Consider the following 20,055-nt stretch of genomic DNA (forward strand, 5'->3'; position numbering starts at 1 on the left):
AAAAAATGAGTAAAAAAATATTAGCAGTTGATTTGGGAATCACTTCTTTTGGTTTCAGTGTACTTAAAGAAGTAGAGGAAAATAGTTACATAAACATAGACAATAGTGTCATTATGAGAGATGCACCCTATGATAAAGATGGTAAATCAAAACAGACATCACGCAGGGAACAGGCCAGCCAAAGATCATTGGGTGAAAAGAGAAGACAGCGAATTAAAGAGGTTGCAAAAACTTTTAACTCCTTTGGGGTATTGTCTTATGATGAATGTATGCAAGTACAGAAGAATAATACTATTACAGATAAGTGGAAACTAAGAGCTGAAGATGCTCTTTATAGAATCTTGAGTCCTCAAGAGCTGTTTGCTATCATGGCACATATGGCCAAACACAGGGGATATAAATCGATTGCTACCGAAGATCTGCTTTATGAGTTAGAGTTGGAACTTGGACTTGTTGAAGAGCAAACAGAAGAGGAAGATAGTAAAACAGATGAAAAACGACAGGTTTATGCAGCGCTCGGAAGACTCAAGCGTCTAAAGGAGACCTATAAAGTCGATACGATCGCACAGGTGATACACAAAGCGATACAAGAAGGTAAATTTCGTTCTTATCGTAACCATGATGATTATGAAAAGATGGTTAGACGTGAAGATATAGAGTATGAGATTGAAACAATTATTAAGAAACAATGTGAATTGGGAGCATTTGCATTTGACGGTGAAAGATGTTTACAGTTTATTGAAGTACTGCATGAAGCGATCACAGATCAAATTATGCCTGAGAATGATGAGTCTCTTTTTGGTCAGTGTAGTTACTACGCAAATGAAAAAGCAGCACCTCGGTATAGCTATCTATATGATATATACAGGCTTTATAAAACTTTAGCTGACCTGAAAATAGATTATTATGATTTAACACAGGAAGATAGAGATAAAATTGTTGATTTTGTTATACAGAAAATTGCAAAAGGAAAAAATCTTAAACAGGTTTATTACAAAGATATCAGAAAGATACTCGGGTTGTCCAATGAACAGAAACTCTATGGCAAAGATGATCAGGTTGTTATTAAAGGAAAATCTTCTCAAAGAACCCTGATCAAATTTTTCTTTTTGAATGAGATAGGCAAATTTCCAACATTGATGCAAAAGATACTTTCTCATACAGAGGCATTGAATATATTTGCACAATTAGCTGAAGTTGTACGTTTCCATAAAACACCTAAACTAGCATTAGCAGCACTGCATGAATTGTTGGAACCTTATGGTATTGAAGTAGAGGCTACAGAACTTTTGGCTCTTATCAAAAGTAAGAGTGCCGGAACACTCTCTATCTCTCATCGATTTATTTTGGATGCTTTGCCATACTTTAATGAAGGAAAAGATGAGAGTTTTGTTAAAGAAATACTCGGTATCAGTCCTTCCGAGGATTATAATACTTATCCGAAATCGCTTAAATATTTACATCTTGGAAAAGACAATCTTTTTGAGAAAACACAAAATGCCATCAATAATCATGCAGTCAAATCTTTAGCATCGTGGGCATTGCAAAATATCGCTGATCTTAGTTGGAGATATGGATCATTTGATGAAATTATTATAGAGAGTGCTAGAGATGTTTTGCCACAGGTCATCAAAGATGCTATTGAAAAGTCTATGAAAGAAAGGGGGAAAGAAATAGACAAGATTATAGAGAGCTATAAAAAAGAGTTTCCGTCTATGGATCGTAAGATGGCAAGAAAGATTAAGCTGCTTGAATCTCAAAAATTCATTGATATTTATAGTGGTGAAGTGATCAATATAAGTGATCTTTTTAATGGCAGAGCAGATATAGAGCATGTCGTTCCACGCTCATTAGGTGGACTCAGTACCGATTACAACCTGATTATTGCCAATAGTGATACCAATATGCAAAAATCCAATCGCTTGCCTATGGATTGGCTGAGTGGGGATATTGAATATGTCAAGAGGGTCGAAATGCTGTTTAATGGACATAAAATAAATTGGAAGAAACGCAAGAACCTATTGGCAACTTCACTGGATGAGATATATGTGGAGGTACAGGATACCAAAGCACTCAGGGCAACAAGCTACCTTGAATCATTAGTAAGTGAAGTGCTGAAAATGTATTATCCATTTCCAAATAAAGAACACAGAAAAAATGGTGTAGCTGTACGAAATGTACCGGGTAAGACAACTTCTAAAACACGTTCCTGGCTCGGTATCAAATCCAAAAGTCGTGATACCAACTTCCATCATGCCGAAGACGCACTTATCTTGGCAACACTGAATAGAGGCTGGCAAAATAGACTGCACCGTATGCTCAAAGAGAATTACGGAAAAAGTGAAGAGGAACTTCAATTACTTTGGCAAAAATATACACCGCATATAGAAGGGGTGGCAATAGCCGGCTACATAAAAGAAGCCTATGAGCGTTTTATGTCAAAAGGGGAAGAGAGCTTATGGTATCGTGATATGTTTGGTAGTATCCGAAGTGTATCATACTGGGTCAGCAAAAAGCCACTTAGTGCTTCTTCACATAAAGATACTGTTTACTCCTCCAGGCATCGTAATCCAAATAATCCTGATAAGGTGGTGCCGACAGTTCGAAAATCAATTTTAGGTGCGTTTAATGGACTTGATATACTTAAAAACAGACATAAGTGGAATAAAGAAGAGTTTTTAAAAGTTTATGACAAAGAGATACGCCAAAAGCTTTGGCTCTATCGTTTAGATAACACCAACGATCCTGTTTATCGTGCCATAGAAGAAAGAGCTAATACCATAGGGAATCTCATAGAAATTTATATTTATAAAGATCCTCAGCATGATAAAGCGGTGGATGAGGTGTATCAGGAAGTAATTCGCTCATTACTTCAAAAGCCGATTACGGCAGCAGGTAAACCTGTGTATAAAACTGTATTTGTGGATGATACTTTCCTTCCGATAGAAATAGAGAGAGGTGAGAGTAATAAGGTTTTGGTGAGAACTGATGATAACTTTTTGGCTGTAATGTTTGAAAAAGGAGAAAAAGAGAAACTCAATATCAGTAAAGTTGATGTCAATTCATTGCATCGGTTAAAAAAGGAAAATGCAATGATCGTTTATCTGAACGAAGTGATCTATCTATTTAACAAAAAGAAGATCATTCATTATGGAGCATTGAGAAGCTTTAAGATTTTAAGTAGCGGAGCTAGGTATATTTCATTATTTAATCCTCGTTTTCCTGCAAATCCTTCATCACAGCCAAAAAAATTTACAGATGGAAAAAGTATTAAAAGTATAAGTATTGGAAGTACAACGGGGGTAATAAAAGTTCATTTGGATTTAAACGGAAAAATGAAAAGTTATCAAAAGTTTGGTTTCATTCCTAAGGAACTTGAAGCGCAATTTCTCAAAGAGTCTGGTTATGGCATCGTGGAAGACGATACGAATCACTAAGCCGTGCAGGCTTAGAATCGATAACGGGAATCTATTGGTTGAGGATGATGAATTAAGATTTAAACTTTCATTGGAGGATACAGACAGTATTGTTTTTGAGGGAGACAGGTTTATGATCAGTGCCAAAGTACTTTCGGCATTGAGTCACTATAAGATTGCTACACTGTTTTGTGATGAATACTATTTGCCTTCCGCCATTCTGCATCCCTATCACCAAAGCTCTCTTGCTACAAAAACACTTAAAGCACAGCTTGCAGTGACACCATCTTATGCTGACAAATTATGGCAGAGGATCATCATTGCCAAGATAGGACAGCAAAGAGAGGTACTTGAAATCCTCGGAAAAGAGGCCGAAAAACTGAAACTTTACATTACACAGGTACGTGAAGCAGACAAATACGGAGCAGAAGCAAAAAGTGCCAAATACTACTGGAACAGGCTTTTTGATCAGTTGGTAAGAGAGCCTGACTCATTTGATATACGAAATCAGGCACTTAACTATGCTTATGCACTGGTACGCAGCCTGCTTACACGTGATCTGAGTGCAGCAGGGTTTTTACCTGCACTTGGTATCTGGCATGACAACAAATACAACGCTTTTAATCTCAGCGATGATTTGATAGAGCCATTCCGTCCAATACTTGATATCGGTGTTTACCGTATACTTGAATTTCATCCTGATGAAGAGGTGCTTACTCCACAAATGAAAAAAGAACTTATCAATCTACTTGATATTGTATATATAGAATATGAAAAAGGTAGTTCGAGTCTGCGAAATGTCTCCAGGCTTTATGTACAGTTTTTCAAACGATCTGTAGAGCAGGGTGATGCTGAGTTGTTGAGTTTCCCGGTTTTTGATATAAAGAAATTAGATGAGTGCCTTTAGGATCATGTGGCTTATAGTAATGTTTGATCTGCCAACACAGACCAAAAAAGATCGTAAGCGTTATCGATGGTTCTCCAAGCATCTTGATACAGAGAGTTATATACGTTTACAGTATTCCATTTATGCCAAAGTATTCAACAGTATAGAGTCTGCCAATTATGGAAAAAAACGATTACGTAATTTTCTTAATACCAATGTCAAAAAAGGTAATGTCAGGATATTGATGTTTACCGATGCACAGTTTGGGAAAATGGAGATAATTATAGGAGAACAGTCATCTCAAGAAGAGATAGTACAGCCAACACTTTTTGATTTTTGATAAAACTTCAGAATTATTATAAAAAGAGGAAGTCTATCCGAAGATAAACTTTATAATGGTTGCTATAACAGCAACTTGATTTTAAGACCCCTCTTAAACCGCCACCTGTTATAACAACCTTCATTTTATCAAAAATTTCATAAAAAGACAATAGATTTAAGAAAAATAGATAATTTTTTAGAAACTTAGAAAATTTTTAATAGTTTTAAGACCCCTCCAAACCGCCACCTGTTATAATAGATGTGCCCGCCCCTATGTCGTTGGTTGAGTTTTAAGACCCCTCCAAACCGCCACCTGTTATAATGATTTTAAGGTGATATCTCTTGCCGGCTATGTTTTAAGACCCCTCCAAACCGCCACCTGTTATAATGTGACATGCTCCAAGGCGGTTATCCTGCCAGTTTTAAGACCCCTCCAAACCGCCACCTGTTATAATAAAGAAAATTATCGACAACATGACATCTGAGTTTTAAGACCCCTCCAAACCGCCACCTGTTATAATATACCCCATCTGGGGCAGTTGCTGTAGGTTGTTTTAAGACCCCTCCAAACCGCCACCTGTTATAATAGAAACAAAGTCGATCAGTACGAAAAAGAGGTTTTAAGACCCCTCCAAACCGCCACCTGTTATAATCAAAGACAACGGATGGATAGACCTTATATCGTTTTAAGACCCCTCCAAACCGCCACCTGTTATAATTCATTTTGACACTACTTTCTGGCGGGTTGTGTTTTAAGACCCCTCCAAACCGCCACCTGTTATAATAGTAAACGATGGAATAGTCACCCGCGCAGGGTTTTAAGACCCCTCCAAACCGCCACCTGTTATAATTTGGAGATAGAGGAGCATAACAAAAACAGGGTTTTAAGACCCCTCCAAACCGCCACCTGTTATAATCTATAATCACGACTAGCCCGCGCCCAAATCGTTTTAAGACCCCTCCAAACCGCCACCTGTTATAATCGTAGAATACCGCGTTAGGTACTTCCAGTTGTTTTAAGACCCCTCCAAACCGCCACCTGTTATAATGATATCCGGTGTTGCCGTACCGTCAAGATTGTTTTAAGACCCCTCCAAACCGCCACCTGTTATAATTCACGCGGTGGGTATCGCGTTCGCTATGCTGTTTTAAGACCCCTCCAAACCGCCACCTGTTATAATAGATGTTAGCGGGGACAGCGCAGAAACCGTGTTTTAAGACCCCTCCAAACCGCCACCTGTTATAATTCACGCGGTGGGTATCGCGTTCGCTATGCTGTTTTAAGACCCCTCCAAACCGCCACCTGTTATAATGATCGTTAATGAGGTTCCCGAAGCGGTCCTGTTTTAAGACCCCTCCAAACCGCCACCTGTTATAATCATGTTTTCATAAACGCGGTCCACCATTTCGTTTTAAGACCCCTCCAAACCGCCACCTGTTATAATACTTTAATTATTAAGGAGATATAGAATGGCGTTTTAAGACCCCTCCAAACCGCCACCTGTTATAATCGGTGATGGGATAATGTCAAAAATAATCATGTTTTAAGACCCCTCCAAACCGCCACCTGTTATAATGGCACTACTGAATTTGGCAATGACTACTACGTTTTAAGACCCCTCCAAACCGCCACCTGTTATAATGAAAAAGAGATTGATATACTGTATAATATGGTTTTAAGACCCCTCCAAACCGCCACCTGTTATAATAAAGAAAATAATCGACAACATGACATCAGAGTTTTAAGACCCCTCCAAACCGCCACCTGTTATAATAAAGATCATCTGTAAAGTCTGAGGCATAAGAGGCATAAGGGTCAGGTGACAATAACAACTATTCAACAAGGTTCAACATTATTATAACCATTTCGGTGAATGTTTGATGGTATCCAAATTACGATATATGGTGGGCTGAAGCACCACCCTACAAAAAGGTAAAATCGTAGGTACCACGTGACAATGACCATAGGCAGCTTGAAAGTTCTGCACCGTCCAGTCTGCCGCGTCCATTACGTAAACTGCCGCATAGGCAGCTTGGAAGATAACAGTGGAATGACCCCAAAACCATAGACAATTCTGAGCGACTCCGAACCGACACAAGAGTTGTATTTAATTTAAATCCAGTTTTATTGTTAGTTCGACTTTTTTTCGACACCTTGAACCGACACAAATCCTTTTATAAAGATCCTCTAAGCATTTTCTCCATCTCATCAGCCGGCATTGGCTTGGCATATAAATATCCCTGAATGTTGATACATCCATTGCTCACCAAAAATGATTTTTGTTCCTCTGTCTCAACCCCTTCGGCAATAACACGCAGGTTTAAACTTTCTGCAAGAGCAATTACTGCTTTGGTTATGGCTTTATCTTCCTCATTGTCAGAGAGATCTTTTACAAAAGATTGATCAATTTTAAGTGTATCGATGGGGAAACGTTTGAGATAAGACAGGGAGGAGTACCCCGTACCAAAATCATCAATAGATAGACTGATGCCCAATTTGTTTATCTTTTGAAGTATCAAAATCATTTGTTCAGGATTTTTCATTATTTGACTTTCCGTCACTTCTATTTCAAGCCATTGTGGCTGACATCCCGTCTCTTCCAGCAGCATCTCCAATATTGAAATAAAATCATGTTTTTGAAGTTGCAGCATGGAAATGTTAATCGCCAATCTTCCCGGGTATAATCCATCAGCGTGCCATTTTACTATCTGTTGCATACCACTTCTCAATATCCATTGACCCAAAGGAATGATCAGTCCCGTTTCTTCTGCAACAGGAATGAATGTTGCAGGAGAAATAAAGTTTTTATGTCCATCTTCCCAGCGTATCAAAGTTTCTATCCCCATGATCCTGTTATCTTTCCCATTAATTTGCGGCTGAAAATAAAGCATGAAGTTTTCATCTTTTATGGATTGGCGTAACTTTGATTCCAATGCTATACGTTCAAACACTTTTTGTGTCATATCTTCCGTATAGAATTTATAGGTATTACGTCCATCCTCTTTCGCTCTATACATTGCTGCATCAGCATTTTTCAAAAGATCATCAGCCGTCTCGGCATCCTCAGGATAGATGCTGATACCGATACTTAATGTCACGTAGATACTATGTCCACCAATCATAATGGGATCATGCATACTCTGCATTATTTTTTGTACGATATTCACAACAACAATTGGATCGCTTATATCATTAAAGATCATGATGAACTCGTCACCGCCAAAACGGCCTATGGTATCTGTTTCACGTATCTGACCCTCTATCCTCTGTGCAACTTCTTTGATGGCTTCATCTCCAAATACATGTCCAAGTGAATCATTGATCTCTTTAAATCTGTCCATATCGATGAACAGGACAGCAACTTTCTGTTTATTACGATGGGCTTTGTGGATATATTGATTCAGTCTGTCCAAAAAGAGTAAACGGTTGGGAAGTCCGGTCAAAGTATCATGATAAGCTTGATGTTCCAAGGCATCACGCTGCAGTTTCAGATTCTTTTCATTCTCTTTTTTATGTGTTATATCCATATAAGCACCTAAAATACCAAAGGTTTTTCCGTTTTTATCGATCAAGGGTACTTTGAATTTGGAAACCCATTTATGTTTTCCCTCTTTATCGGTAAGAGGTTCTTCAATATTTAATTCCGCAATACCTGTATCTATGATATCTTTATCCATTTTACGATACAGGTCAGCCTCATTTTTCCACGGCATGTCATAATCATTCTTTCCAATAAGCTGATCTACATCCTGCAGATTTGCATCCTCGGCAAAAAGCTTGTTAGCACCCAGGTATCGTGATTCAAGATCTTTCCAAAATATCCTAATGGGTACAGTGTCAATAACAGTTTTCAGTAAAGCACTCTCTTTTTGGATTTCCTGCTCAAGATGCTTCTGCTCCGCATGATCTATACAGGCTTGAATAGCATGGAGAAGTTTTAGATTTATTTTTTCCAGAGACTTGACTATCAGCTCATCAAGCGGATTAGCTGATTTTGTCAAGATGAGATAACCGAAATTATTCAGTTCGAAAAAATAATATTGATTATTAGACTTCTCAAACAGAATAGGAGTATGACTACAGCCATGATAATATTTTTCTTCAAGTTCTTTCACAACACTGACATAATCTTTATTCCTGACCAATACTTTTGGCTTAGCATAGAGCAATTCAAACTTGTTGTCCTTCTTCTGGTATATGGATACTGAAGAACAGTTTAGTCGACTCAACACCATAGTGGTAACTTCACCGAGCATTTTTTTAAGCTCAAGCGTGTTCCCTATGGACATTGAAATTTCATAAAGTGCCCATAGCAGAGGATTTTTATCCATGACCAATATGCCCTACTACAGATGTTTTATTAAAAAATTCCAGATAATTTTTACCGTCATTGGCGATCTCACCAAAAGTCATTGCTCCAACAAGAGGCATATTGTTCTTGCATACCACTTTGATCTCATCACAAAAATCCTCTTTCAAAAACAGTACACGTGATATACAGTCTATAAACAGGGTAAAATCATTTTTAAAATGCATATTTTCTTTACTGATATATGCAGCATGCCTTGCGGCCTTTATCAATGAGTCGTTGTCACCGCTTAAGATATCGACATAATTACCCTCTTCTATATTTCCGACACAGATTATTTCCGTACCGTTTAAGATGATAGGGTCACGTACTATCTTTTCATCCGAAAGCGTGTTGATTCCACAAGGAAATGATTTGGCAACATTAAAAAAGTTATCTGCATTGATAGGTTCAGAGGAGTATTGGTCTACGATATTTTTATAAACCTCAAATGCCGGTTTGTAATCGAGTTCTTTAAGTATGGTAGCTTCCGACTTGGTCACCTGGTAAGGTCCGCTGATACTTTTCCAGCCATGACTGACACCTATGGAACTTTGGCGTTTCGAGTAGGCGTAGACCAAGGCATCCTGTATGAGTCCATGGTTGGTAAAGAGCGAAGGTTTCTGTTCAAAACTTAATGATCCGCTACCTCCTCCTATATAGTTGATACCCAGTCCGTAATTGTCAAACAGGACATTGATACATTTACCGATATGTTTTGTCAACCCATCTATATAAACGAACATGGTTTTGACTGATTCATCGAAATCACCTATCTGTTTTTCCATATCAGCATCCAACTCATCATCATTTTTTTGACTGATACCTTGAATAACATTGACTTGTATTTTATCATTTAGGCCGATAAAAATCGTACCTTTATCATACTTTTTATCATTATAAATAACAGAAGGGAAAATACCGCCTATGATAGATACAGTATGCTTCAGAAGGATAGGATCGACCAATTCTTTCTTAAAGCCATTGGCATCACATGCCAAGATCATAACAGACTCATTTTCAGAGCTGAGTATATTCATGTTGCTGGTAAAACTTTCTATTGAACCTGTCGGATCAAAAATAATATCAGCCATACTCTACCTTTTGATACATATATGTAATATAAAACTAATTCAGGACTTTTTTATATTAATAATATCATTTTTTATTCTGAATTAATGTAGGAATAATCTTACATCGAGGCTAATTACTTAAGATATCAACATATTCCTTTATTGAGGAATAGGGCTCAGTCGATGTTCTGTCTGTTAGGAAGAGAAAGGATTGATGGTAAAGAGAATAGCATTAGCATCACTCATAGTGATAATTTTTGAATGAGCATAATTAGATATTTACGTGACGGGCCCTCATTGTCTCTTCATCTATCTTACAGATATACATGATTTCTGAGATAAGTGTCTCCAGATATAATAAACTGCTAAGTTCAAAAAGTGTCCCAAGTGGGGGTTTTCTGTCATTAATGTTCTGTTTCTTTCGTTTTTTCTTGTTTCTGGTATCGATCATAACCGTGAAATCGGCTAGATTTTTAAGAAGACCTTTTGGATTGGCAGTAATGGCAAGGATGGTAGCTCCATGTTTTTTTGCAGTTGTTGCAGAATTGACTACACTACTCGTTGTTCCTGATGCTGAAATACATACAAGGATATCTCCTTTTTGAATGGAAGGTGTGTTGATCTCTCCCAGTACAAAAACATCGTTTCCCAGATGCATCAAACGCATTGCAAAAAATTTTCCTACAAGACCGCTTCTTCCCTCACCGGTAACGAAAATTCTTTTATTTTGCAGAAAAAATTCTATAAATTCATTGAAATTATTTTCGTCAGCATTTTTTAGACCGTACTTGAGTTGTTGTATAAGTCTTTTAGCGACCATTCTATTTGCCTTTGATTCTTTTGGCAATAGCCTTCGCTGCTTTTTTAGGATCTTTAGTCCCTGTGATTGCACCCCCGACAACAATAATCTCAGGTTTGAGTTTTACGATATCATCAATGGTATCAAGGTTGATCCCCCCTGCGACAGCCAAAGGGATTTTTACATTTTTGGAAACCTCTTTAAGGTCAGACAATGGACTTTGACCGGCATTTTGCTGATCGATACCGGAATGAATACCTACAAAATCTGCTCCCAGTTTGTTTACCTTTTTGGCTAAAGCAGTTTTATTCGGAACATTGATCATATCAACTAAAGCTTTCTTGCCATGTTTTTTGGCACTTTTTATCGTGCCTTTGATCGTATTGATATCAGCAACACCCAAAACAGTAACAATATCAGCACCCGCTTCAAAACAGTAATTTGCCTCATACTCCCCCACATCCATGGTTTTGAGATCTACTAACAAGGTTTTTTCCGGGAAAAGAGTTCTCATGGATTTGACTAATTTAATGCCCTCATGTTTGATCAAAGGAGTTCCAATTTCTATAATATCTATATATTTTCTTGTTTCCTGTACTAAAGCAAAAGCTTCGTCCGTAGTAAGTACATCGATTGCCAATTGTAGTTTCATGCATGCTCCTTAGAAAAATTTGGATGATAATACTCTAGTTCTATCATAAAATAGAATTAAAACAAATGATCAAGCGTCGAATACTCACCTTTAATATGCATATAATTATTATAACACATATTTTTTGAAACTAAATTCCGTATGTTTTTATGATATGATATAGATATCAATTATTGGAGAGAATAATGGGAAATTTTAGTTTGAGAGCAGGATATATTGGTGGAATATGTGCCATAACCTTTTTATTGGCAACGACACAGATACAGGCATCATGGGGAGCGACACCTCTGGAGGACAAGTACAGACCTGCCAGAGCGTGGATAGAAAAATTTTCTTCTACCCCCGATATTGTTGCTGCTGGTTCAATTGCAGATGCAATAGAATCCTGTGATGATGTGGTGGGGAAGAACGGGTATTGTGTGGTTGAAGTAGGGGACAGTGCTTCAGGACTGCCTCTGGAGATCTTCCGCTCCAACACAAAACTGCAGGGAAAAGCGAATATGTCTCCCTTGACAAGTTCGAAGAATGGAACTTTCATCTATATCGGTGATAATACGAAACGTGTTGTGATCGAAGGGCTTGATATTCAGGGACACAGTGCGGGGAATCACGGGATCTACGGTATCATCGTAGAGGGAGAGAACATTAAGAATATCCTCATACGCAATAACAGAATCCATGACTTCAACAGTAATTCCAATGCACACGGTATTGCTGTGTACGGAACGGCAGAGAGCAACAAACGTTCGATCGCCAATGTCATCATCGAAGGGAATACTGTGTATGACATGCGGACGGGATCGAGTGAGAGTATCGTGGTGAACGGGAATGTAAAGAAGTGGGAGATCCGTAACAACGATATTTATGATATCAACAATATCGCCATCGATGCCATAGGCGGTGAGGGAACTTCACCGTCACGTACGAACAGCGAGGGGAGAGTTCTTCCCGGGAAACTGGATGCGGCAAGATACGGTTTCATCGAAGATAACTTTGTGGAGAATATGCATACCACGGACAATCCTGCCTATGGCAGCAAAGAGAGCTGGGCTGCGGCGATCTATGTGGATGGAGGGCATCATATACAGATCAGGGACAATGTCGTACAGAACACGGCATGGGGGTATGAAGTAGGTGCGGAGAACTGCATGGTCTCCAGGCAGATCACTATGACAGGAAACAGTGCGGAAGAGAGTTACTATGGCGACCTGCTCCTGGGCGGGTATGCACATAAGGGGTTCAAGGCTGACAAGAGCATTGACTGTGACCCGTACAATACGGTTGATGCGAATGAAGGGCACGGCTATGTCAAGTATCTGACCGTTAAAGAGAATCTTTTCAATTCTGATCCTGTGGAACCGGATAATGTCACCCTCCAGTACAGAACGACCAACGCGATCATTATCGAGCCGGGTGTTGAACCCGTCAACGACCAGGGGAACGGGTCGGCACGAGGTGACGAGAATGCGGTCAGAACGACTGAATAGAGATTTGCACTAAAGTTTTAATTTTAGAGGTGCCCTTTATACAAAAGGGGATACTTTAATTCTGTGGAGTCAAATTGGCACTGCAGATTTCCTTAACTTCGATGCTGACTACTTTTTTTACGGTTGGGACGGGGTTTTGAGAAATGGTAAATGTATTATAGAAGGTGAGATAATATGGCAAACTTAAAGATATCAAATACCGCTACGCTGGATGAAAATGAGATAGAGATCACTGCCATTAGGGCACAAGGCTCCGGTGGGCAGAAAGTCAACAAGGTTTCTGCGGCGATTCATCTTCGTTTTGACATTTCTGCCTCTTCACTTCCCGAGTTTTACAAAGAGAAGCTACTCTCACTGAAAGATAAACGCATTAGCAAAGACGGTATCGTTGTGATAAAGTCCCAACAGCACCGAAGCCAGGAACAGAACAGAGAAGAGGCACTTGAACGTCTGGTAGAACTCATAAAAAGTGTGGCTGTCACTCAAAAAAAGCGAGTGCCGACCAAGCCGACAAAAGGCTCTGTCAATAGAAGATTGAACTCAAAAAAGAAACATGCCGGCAAGAAACGACTGCGGGGGAAAGTGGAGAGGGAATGAAAAACCAATCGGACCACAACTCAAAAATAACGATAATTATCAGATTCTGGAATGATATTCGTGCACTGGCCGGTTTAATCAGAGCTTACTGGAAGAATGAGTATAGAGATATTTCATGGATGACTATTGTGATCATCAGCGTCACATTCTCTTACATGTTGTTTTCACCGATAGGATTTATACCGGTGTTGGGACAGATAGATGATATCATTGTCCTTGCCATTTGTCTGAAATTGATATATGCCGATCTGGAAAAGTACAAACATTTCAAAGAGGAACAGAAAAGTCAGAATAACAATACTGGAAACTAACTAAAAGCATCAAGCAGCATGCTCTCTTCTTCCACTGTAAGGTAACGCCACTTACCACTTTCTATGTCAGGTTCAAAGCTGCCGATACTGATACGTTTCAGTTCTAACACCTTTAACGGAGTTCCAAACTTCGGGTCTTTCAGTGCTCCGAAGAGTCGACGGATATGGCGGTTCTTTCCCTCATCGATGACTATCTTGAGTTTGGTTTTTGCGCCACCTGTTCCTATTTTCTCTACGACAAGCGCTTTGAGTAAGCCGTGTTTACTTTCTACACCTCTCTTGGCTTCTGCTATATGTTCATCTGTCACATGACCTCTGACCCAGATCTCGTATACCTTTATACAGTTTCCGGGCCTGGTCAAGGCATCGCTGATCTTGCCGTCGGTGGTGAACAGTAGAAGCCCCTTTGATTCCAGATCAAGGCGTCCGATGGGCATCCACCCGTCATTAAAAGTCCAATCAGGTAAAAGATCATATACCTTTTTGCGCCCAAGTTCATCAGAACGCGTGACCACATAGCCCTTGGGCTTGTTGAGTACTAACAGTTTTTTCGAATCGCTCATTGTGCTATGCATGGATGTTTTCCTTGGGCCAGTAAAAATCAATTTACAGGTAAAATACCACAAATTTCTATAAACATATGACAATTTGGCATATTCCCACTTAAAACTCATTTTATATACTGCAATATCCCCTAACATTGAGTAGCGACACAGAAAACTTGCTGAGATACTGAATGAGATGCTCGATATTACCAGGGCAGTCGAACCGTATTCGCATCATTGTCTCCCGGATATATCCTAATTTAGCTATAATCTTTAGTAAGGCAGATCTACCGATTTACACAAACAGAAAGTACTAATGTATGGCACGTATCGATCAAAAAAACTTTTATCAGAATAATTACGACACCTATGGGGTATCTGCGGAAGGTGTAGCTTGGGATTCCTTGCAGACACAGAGACGCCGTTTTTCGGCTATTGCCTCCTGTCTTGGGAATGTGATGCAGGATACCCTTGTCGATGCCGGATGCGGTTTTGGGGACTTCTACCTCTACCTCAGGGAAAAGAACAATCTGCCAAAAACCTATACCGGACTGGATCTGTGTGAACCGATGGTCAAAGAGGCTCAGGTGCGTACAGGCTGCAAGATAATGCATCGGGATATATTGTGTCAGACACTGCCTGTGGCAGACTGGTATGTGGCAAGCGGATCTATGAACCTTTTGACACGGTTTGAGACGAGACTATTCATTCAGCGATGTTTTGACAAAAGCCGTAAAGGATTTGTTTTTAATCTTTTGGAAGGAAGGGAGCGGGAAGGAGAGTTTAGTTACTGGCTTCCTCATGAGATCAGGGAGCTTTGCCGATCTCTTGGTGCAAAAGTGCAGATAAAAGAGGGGTACATGGAGGGAGATTTTACCGTGATGCTTGGTGGGTAAAGGGTACTTGGTAGTGCCCTCAACCGTTTTTAGTGGAATTGATGGAAGTTTTCAGCGGTAATCTGATTTGTTCATCTTTAAAGGTGCAGCGTATTTCATGATAAAATATCCTTATTATTAATATAAAGTACAATTATAGTATTGTTTGGTTAATAAATGTTGATCTTTGGTTATAATCTCATTTGTAGTATTCATCACAAAAGAAAATAGGTAAAGATACGCAAACATGAAAAAACACATTAAAAAATTCACTGTCTTCAGTAAGAACATCGGCAAAGGTCTGAATGTAGAATTCAAAGAGACCATCGAGATCCCGTCGCTGATCAGACGTAAGGAGTACAAAAAAGCCGGGGCTCAGGTGGTCGATCTTTTCAAAATGACGGGATTGACCATTGTCTGGATCATTCCGGGTGGTGCTGTGCTTACAACGATGATCCTGAAGTTCTCCCATAAAAGCAGGCCGAGTGCTTTTCAGTCTAATGCAGAGGAAGGGTCACTGGGCAGTAAAGAGCCCGATACACTTAACGGAACTGTTGAAAGTTCTCAGAAGTGATCTCGGGGTATTTGCCTTCCTGAAACTGCATGACCGCTTCCAAAAAGGGAGTGCTGGAAAGAGAGTAGAGTTTTACTCTCCCTTTTGTTCTGCTACTCTCTTCATAATAATCTGCTTGTCAATGCCTCCGGCATATTTATAGATGAGGGAACCGCCTTTTTTGCCCTGGTAAAGTGAAGCAGCAATGGAAAGAATGATCAGTAGAATAGATAGTTTTTCGAGAGTCAGTGAGTCTTTGGAAAGGGCAATCCATTTTATCAGGGTGGTGGCGAACAGTATGGCGACTACGACAAAACCGAATGTTCTATGCTCTTGCAGGACCAGAAGGCCATTTTGCAGTATATTGTGTCCGTCCACGATCTTTTTTGCATCAAGGATCCCGCTAAAAACAGCAAAAAATGATACCAGTAATGCAAAAGCCATGATCCGGAGAGCGGCATTAGAGTATGTTTTATTGCCTGATGCAACATAGGTGAGTTGAGAAAAGAGCGCTGCAAGTGGCAGGGCAATGACAAAGTGTACGAAAGGTGGATGCAGAACATTCATGTAGGACTCCTGATATTTATGATCTATTGAGATGTTTCCATTTATTATAAGTATATCTATTATATTATGTAATAAATTAAATTAATATTAAAAGGGCTTGAGTTTTGCATAGCTTCTGTAAAAAGCCAGGTTTATCAAGGCACCAAATATTGCAGCGGTGACATCCTTGTGTGAATCCCATACATCTCCCTGTGTTCCCAGAAACGCTATACCCAGTTCGGGGTGGAAGATGATCGCAGCGAGCCATTCGAGTAACTCATAGAATGCTGATATAGTTACAACTACCGTGAAAGTAAAGAAAAGTGCTTTCTTGACATGGGTGATACCCGGTGCGACCAGTTCAAAAATTGCCCTGAAAGCCAGAAGACCGAAAAGAAAATGTACCACCCGGTCAAAATTATTTCTTTCAAATCCGAAGAACTGTGTAATAGGATCGAAAAATTTCATTTCGGCATAGGTAAAATGTGCGCCCAGAGAATGCAGGCTGGCAAAGATAAGAAGAAAAATAATGCTTGTCAAAGTAAAATGATATTTTTTATCCAGCCAGATAACTGTCGGAAAAACGATGAATACCAGAATATTTTCAAGTAACCAGTCTTCACGGTACTTGGGATTGATCGCCAGTATTGCCCATATTACGATATAAATGGCATAGACTATTTTATGTGAGCGCGGCATAAACTTCTCCTCATAAAAAGTATTATACACTAAAATTGAAGTTAAAAGGTATGCTATGAATGAAAATATCATTATAAAAACAGGCGAGATTACCAATGAGAATGTCTGTGCGATTGTCGATGCAGCGAACAGTTCACTCATGGGTGGAGGTGGTGTAGACGGTGCCATACACAGAGCAGGGGGACCTGCCATTCTGGAAGCCTGTAAAAAGATACGCCAGACGCAGTACCCTGATGGACTTCCCACAGGTGAGGCAGTTGCAACAACGGCTGGCAACCTGCCTGCAAAGTATGTGATTCATACCGTAGGGCCTGTATATCACAACTGCGGCAACCGCTGTGATTCTCTGCTGGCTGCAGCCTATGAAAATTCACTGAAACAGGCGATGAAGCTGGGGTGTAAAGATGTAGCTTTTCCTGCTATCTCCACAGGAATTTACGGTTATCCGAAGGAGGCAGCGGCACGTATCGCCTATAAAACGGTAAAAGCCTTTCTATCCAAAGGACACGATATCAAAGTCTATTTTGTATTTCACAGTAATGAAAACAAACAGTTCTTTGAGAAAGTGGTCGGGCAGTAAGACTCAGTGCCATACTCCTTCAAGCGAGTAGCCGCAATGGGGACAAATTCCGTTCTCGTCAAGTTCATTGGTAACATACTGTCCTATATGTCCTGTTCTGTCTATTACTCTCTCACCACATTGAGGACAGTAGGTCGATTCATGCTCTTCATCCTCGATATTGCCTACATAAATGTACTTCAGCCCTTCTTCTTTGCCTATTTCGTAGGCTCTGCGCAGTGTTGATCCCGGTGTAGGCGGTACGTCGAGCATTTTGTACATGGGGTAGAATGCGGAGAGGTGCCACGGCATGGTTGGGTCGACTTCCGCAATGAATTTGGCGATATTTCTTATCTCTTCGTCAGAATCGTTCTTGCCGGGGATCAACAGTGTCGTGATCTCGATCCATATACCTTTTTCATGGGCATATTTGACACATTCGAGTACCGGTTTGAGCCTTGCACCGCAGATCTCCTTGTAGAACTCTTCGGTAAATCCTTTGATGTCAATGTTCATACCATCGATATAAGGTGCCAGCAGGTCCAAGGCTTTGTGTGTTTCAAATCCGCTGGTGACATAGATGTTCTTCAGTCCTTTTTCATGCGCAAGTTTTGCTGTATCATAGGTATACTCAAAAAAGACAATGGGCTCATTGTAGGTATAGGCAATTGATTTACACCCGTTCTCTATTGCAAGTTCAATAATGCGTTCCGGCGGGTACTCTTTGCCGAATATCTGGTGGTTGTGTTCCTTTGGATACTGGGAAATGTCAAAGTTCTGACAAAATTTACATGAAAAGTTACACCCTACAGTCCCAAACGAGAAAGCTCTGCTTCCGGGCAGAAAATTGAACATGGGTTTTTTCTCTACAGGGTCGATATTTACCACGGATGCAAGTCCATACACCAACAGTTTGAGCTCGCCGTCCTCGACTTTTCTGATGCCGCAGATCCCGTATTCTCCTTCATTGAGTTTACAGGATTGTGCGCAGGCCTGACAGAGGATCTTGCCGCTGCCAAGTTTTTTGCTTAGCCATGCTGTTGCTGACATTTTGTTCTCCTTTATATATTTGTTATCGGAATTTAATTTATTATACTCTTTTTTGGAAGAGCTATAAATTATGTTATGATAATAATATAATTGTCAGTGAAAGAGGAGGCTTCGAATATGTATCTTTTTACTTCTGAATCCGTGTCGGCAGGGCATCCGGATAAATGTGCCGATATCATTGCAGATTCTATCGTGGACAGATTATTGCAGCTTGATCCCAATGCCAAAGTAGCTACTGAAGTGTTCATCAGCGGAAAACATATTATCATTGGCGGAGAGGTTAAAACAAGCACTGCCGTAGATAATGCTTTTTATGAAGAGTGTACCCAAAAAGCACTGGAAAAGATAGGATATCCTGAAAGAGGGTTTAAAAGAGGAGAGACATTTTTCCCGGATGAGGCCGAGATAGAAATCTATATCAGCAAGCAGTCTCCCGACATTACCATGGGTGTGGTCAAAGAGGGTAATGAGATAGGTGCCGGTGACCAGGGAATGATGTTCGGCTATGCGACCTGCGAGCGTGATGACTACATGCCCTCGGCTTTTGCCTATGCCCGGGAGATCAGAGATGCTCTCTATGCCTATGCCCTTGAACATCCTGATACTTTCGGTGTGGACATCAAAACGGAAGTGGTGATGGATTATGGCAGCAAAGAGAATTTTGACAGTTGCAGGCCTGAACATATTGCAAAGATCATCGTGGCGATCCCCTGCATCAGTTCAGTAGAGCCGGATGAAGTAGAGGTGCGGGTCAAGAAGATCATCAAAGAAGAGGTACAGTTCGAAGCAGGGCATTTCGATGCAGATAAAACGGTATTCTACATCAATAACACTGGCAGATACGTCACCCATTCTTCCATCGCAGATTCGGGTCTTACTGGCAGAAAAGTAGTATGTGATACCTATGGCGGGTATGCTCCCATTGGGGGAGGGGCCCAAAGTTCCAAAGACTACAGCAAAGTGGACCGGTCGGCGCTCTATGCCGCCAGATGGCTGGCAAAACATATCGTGGCGGCAGGGCTCGCCAAAAAGGCTCTGGTACAGCTCTCCTATGTGATCGCAGAACCCAGACCCATTTCTGTTACCGTTGATACACAACAGACTGCTCTGACAGATATGAAAGATGAAGAACTTTCCCAAATGATCGCGGATAAGTTTGTACTAAGTCCCAGGTGGATCATGGAAAAGTTTGCTCTGGACAAACCGGGCAAAGAGAACTTTCTATATGCAGAAGTCGCTGCAAAAGGACAGATAGGATATGCAGAATATCCATGGGAACAGTTGAATGAATTGGACTGGTTCAAGAGCCTGAAACAGTAAAATATCTCATAGATATT

General features: G+C 40.2%; 18 protein-coding genes and 1 CRISPR repeat array. Of the genes, 10 read left to right on the top strand and 8 right to left on the bottom strand.

The features are described from left to right. Nucleotides 1-5 precede the first annotated feature (5 nt). Genes cas9 through cas2 form a run of 3 tightly spaced genes read left to right on the top strand, consistent with a single transcriptional unit; the run spans nt 6 to nt 4,642 of the window. On the top strand, nt 6-3,437 hold the full coding sequence (cas9, locus tag YH65_RS04835) for a type II CRISPR RNA-guided endonuclease Cas9 (RefSeq protein ID WP_046550873.1): 3,432 nt from the start codon (nt 6-8) through the stop codon (nt 3,435-3,437). Further along, nucleotides 3,406-4,323: a type II CRISPR-associated endonuclease Cas1 gene (gene cas1, locus YH65_RS04840; RefSeq protein WP_084722028.1), complete on the top strand. Its 918-nt coding sequence runs from the start codon at nt 3,406-3,408 to the stop codon at nt 4,321-4,323. Before cas9 ends, cas1 begins: the two co-directional genes overlap by 32 nt. Continuing rightward, nucleotides 4,310-4,642 (top strand): CRISPR-associated endonuclease Cas2, encoded by a 333-nt coding sequence (gene cas2, locus YH65_RS04845; protein WP_046550875.1) that lies wholly within the window; start codon nt 4,310-4,312, stop codon nt 4,640-4,642. The genes cas1 and cas2 overlap by 14 nt, the downstream gene beginning before the upstream one ends. A gap of 202 nt (nt 4,643-4,844) precedes the next feature. Then, nucleotides 4,845-6,398: a CRISPR direct-repeat array (repeat unit 36 nt; unit sequence GTTTTAAGACCCCTCCAAACCGCCACCTGTTATAAT). A gap of 400 nt (nt 6,399-6,798) precedes the next feature. Here cas2 and YH65_RS04850 read toward each other — a convergent pair. From YH65_RS04850 to hxlA, 4 genes are all read right to left on the bottom strand, one after another. After that, nucleotides 6,799-8,739 (bottom strand): sensor domain-containing protein, encoded by a 1,941-nt coding sequence (locus tag YH65_RS04850; protein ID WP_245609229.1) that lies wholly within the window; start codon nt 8,737-8,739, stop codon nt 6,799-6,801. A 208-nt stretch (nt 8,740-8,947) separates the two neighbouring features. Next, nucleotides 8,948-10,066, bottom strand: a complete 1,119-nt coding sequence (locus YH65_RS04855; protein ID WP_046550876.1) for an FIST signal transduction protein — start codon at nt 10,064-10,066, stop codon at nt 8,948-8,950. 250 nt (nt 10,067-10,316) lie between these two features. Next, entirely contained in the window at nt 10,317-10,865 is a 549-nt protein-coding gene (gene hxlB, locus YH65_RS04860) for a 6-phospho-3-hexuloisomerase (RefSeq protein WP_046550877.1), read from the bottom strand. A gap of 1 nt (nt 10,866) precedes the next feature. After that, nucleotides 10,867-11,496 (bottom strand): 3-hexulose-6-phosphate synthase, encoded by a 630-nt coding sequence (gene hxlA, locus YH65_RS04865; protein WP_046550878.1) that lies wholly within the window; start codon nt 11,494-11,496, stop codon nt 10,867-10,869. Nucleotides 11,497-11,681: 185 nt separating this feature from the next. Between hxlA and YH65_RS11215 the strand changes: the two genes are divergently transcribed. The 3 genes from YH65_RS11215 (at nt 11,682) to YH65_RS04880 (ending at nt 13,891) form a co-directional block, all read left to right on the top strand. Next, on the top strand, nt 11,682-12,983 hold the full coding sequence (locus YH65_RS11215) for a right-handed parallel beta-helix repeat-containing protein (RefSeq protein ID WP_154806468.1): 1,302 nt from the start codon (nt 11,682-11,684) through the stop codon (nt 12,981-12,983). A gap of 174 nt (nt 12,984-13,157) precedes the next feature. Then, nucleotides 13,158-13,580 (top strand): alternative ribosome rescue aminoacyl-tRNA hydrolase ArfB, encoded by a 423-nt coding sequence (gene arfB / locus YH65_RS04875; protein ID WP_046550879.1) that lies wholly within the window; start codon nt 13,158-13,160, stop codon nt 13,578-13,580. Next, complete coding sequence (locus tag YH65_RS04880; RefSeq protein ID WP_052746095.1) at nt 13,577-13,891, top strand: YkvA family protein; 315 nt, start codon at nt 13,577-13,579, stop codon at nt 13,889-13,891. The genes arfB and YH65_RS04880 overlap by 4 nt, the downstream gene beginning before the upstream one ends. Here the strand turns inward: YH65_RS04880 and YH65_RS04885 are convergent. Beyond that, complete coding sequence (locus YH65_RS04885; RefSeq protein WP_046550880.1) at nt 13,888-14,466, bottom strand: pseudouridine synthase; 579 nt, start codon at nt 14,464-14,466, stop codon at nt 13,888-13,890. The two genes, YH65_RS04880 and YH65_RS04885, sit on opposite strands and share 4 nt — an antisense overlap. Before the next feature lie 290 nt (nt 14,467-14,756). Here YH65_RS04885 and YH65_RS04890 point away from each other — a divergent pair, with 290 nt between their 5' ends. Then, nucleotides 14,757-15,332, top strand: a complete 576-nt coding sequence (locus YH65_RS04890; RefSeq protein ID WP_046550881.1) for a class I SAM-dependent methyltransferase — start codon at nt 14,757-14,759, stop codon at nt 15,330-15,332. Between the two features lie 226 nt (nt 15,333-15,558). Further along, nucleotides 15,559-15,885: a hypothetical protein gene (locus YH65_RS04895; RefSeq protein WP_046550882.1), complete on the top strand. Its 327-nt coding sequence runs from the start codon at nt 15,559-15,561 to the stop codon at nt 15,883-15,885. Nucleotides 15,886-15,957: 72 nt separating this feature from the next. On the opposite strand, the gene YH65_RS04900 is transcribed toward YH65_RS04895, so the two are convergent. Continuing rightward, a complete protein-coding gene (locus tag YH65_RS04900) occupies nt 15,958-16,431 on the bottom strand; it encodes a DUF2231 domain-containing protein (protein WP_046550883.1) in 474 nt (157 codons plus the stop codon). A gap of 87 nt (nt 16,432-16,518) precedes the next feature. Beyond that, entirely contained in the window at nt 16,519-17,109 is a 591-nt protein-coding gene (locus tag YH65_RS04905) for a DUF2238 domain-containing protein (RefSeq protein WP_046550884.1), read from the bottom strand. A 55-nt stretch (nt 17,110-17,164) separates the two neighbouring features. Between YH65_RS04905 and YH65_RS04910 the strand changes: the two genes are divergently transcribed. Further along, on the top strand, nt 17,165-17,689 hold the full coding sequence (locus tag YH65_RS04910) for an O-acetyl-ADP-ribose deacetylase (RefSeq protein ID WP_046550885.1): 525 nt from the start codon (nt 17,165-17,167) through the stop codon (nt 17,687-17,689). A gap of 3 nt (nt 17,690-17,692) precedes the next feature. Here YH65_RS04910 and amrS read toward each other — a convergent pair whose 3' ends face one another. Next, complete coding sequence (gene amrS / locus YH65_RS04915; RefSeq protein WP_046550886.1) at nt 17,693-18,718, bottom strand: AmmeMemoRadiSam system radical SAM enzyme; 1,026 nt, start codon at nt 18,716-18,718, stop codon at nt 17,693-17,695. Nucleotides 18,719-18,835: 117 nt separating this feature from the next. Here amrS and metK point away from each other — a divergent pair, with 117 nt between their 5' ends. Then, on the top strand, nt 18,836-20,038 hold the full coding sequence (gene metK / locus YH65_RS04920; RefSeq protein WP_046550887.1) for a methionine adenosyltransferase: 1,203 nt from the start codon (nt 18,836-18,838) through the stop codon (nt 20,036-20,038). Nucleotides 20,039-20,055 lie beyond the last annotated feature (17 nt).

The sequence above is a fragment of the Sulfurovum lithotrophicum genome (assembly GCF_000987835.1).
In the GTDB taxonomy this organism is placed as follows: Bacteria; Campylobacterota; Campylobacteria; order Campylobacterales; family Sulfurovaceae; genus Sulfurovum; species Sulfurovum lithotrophicum.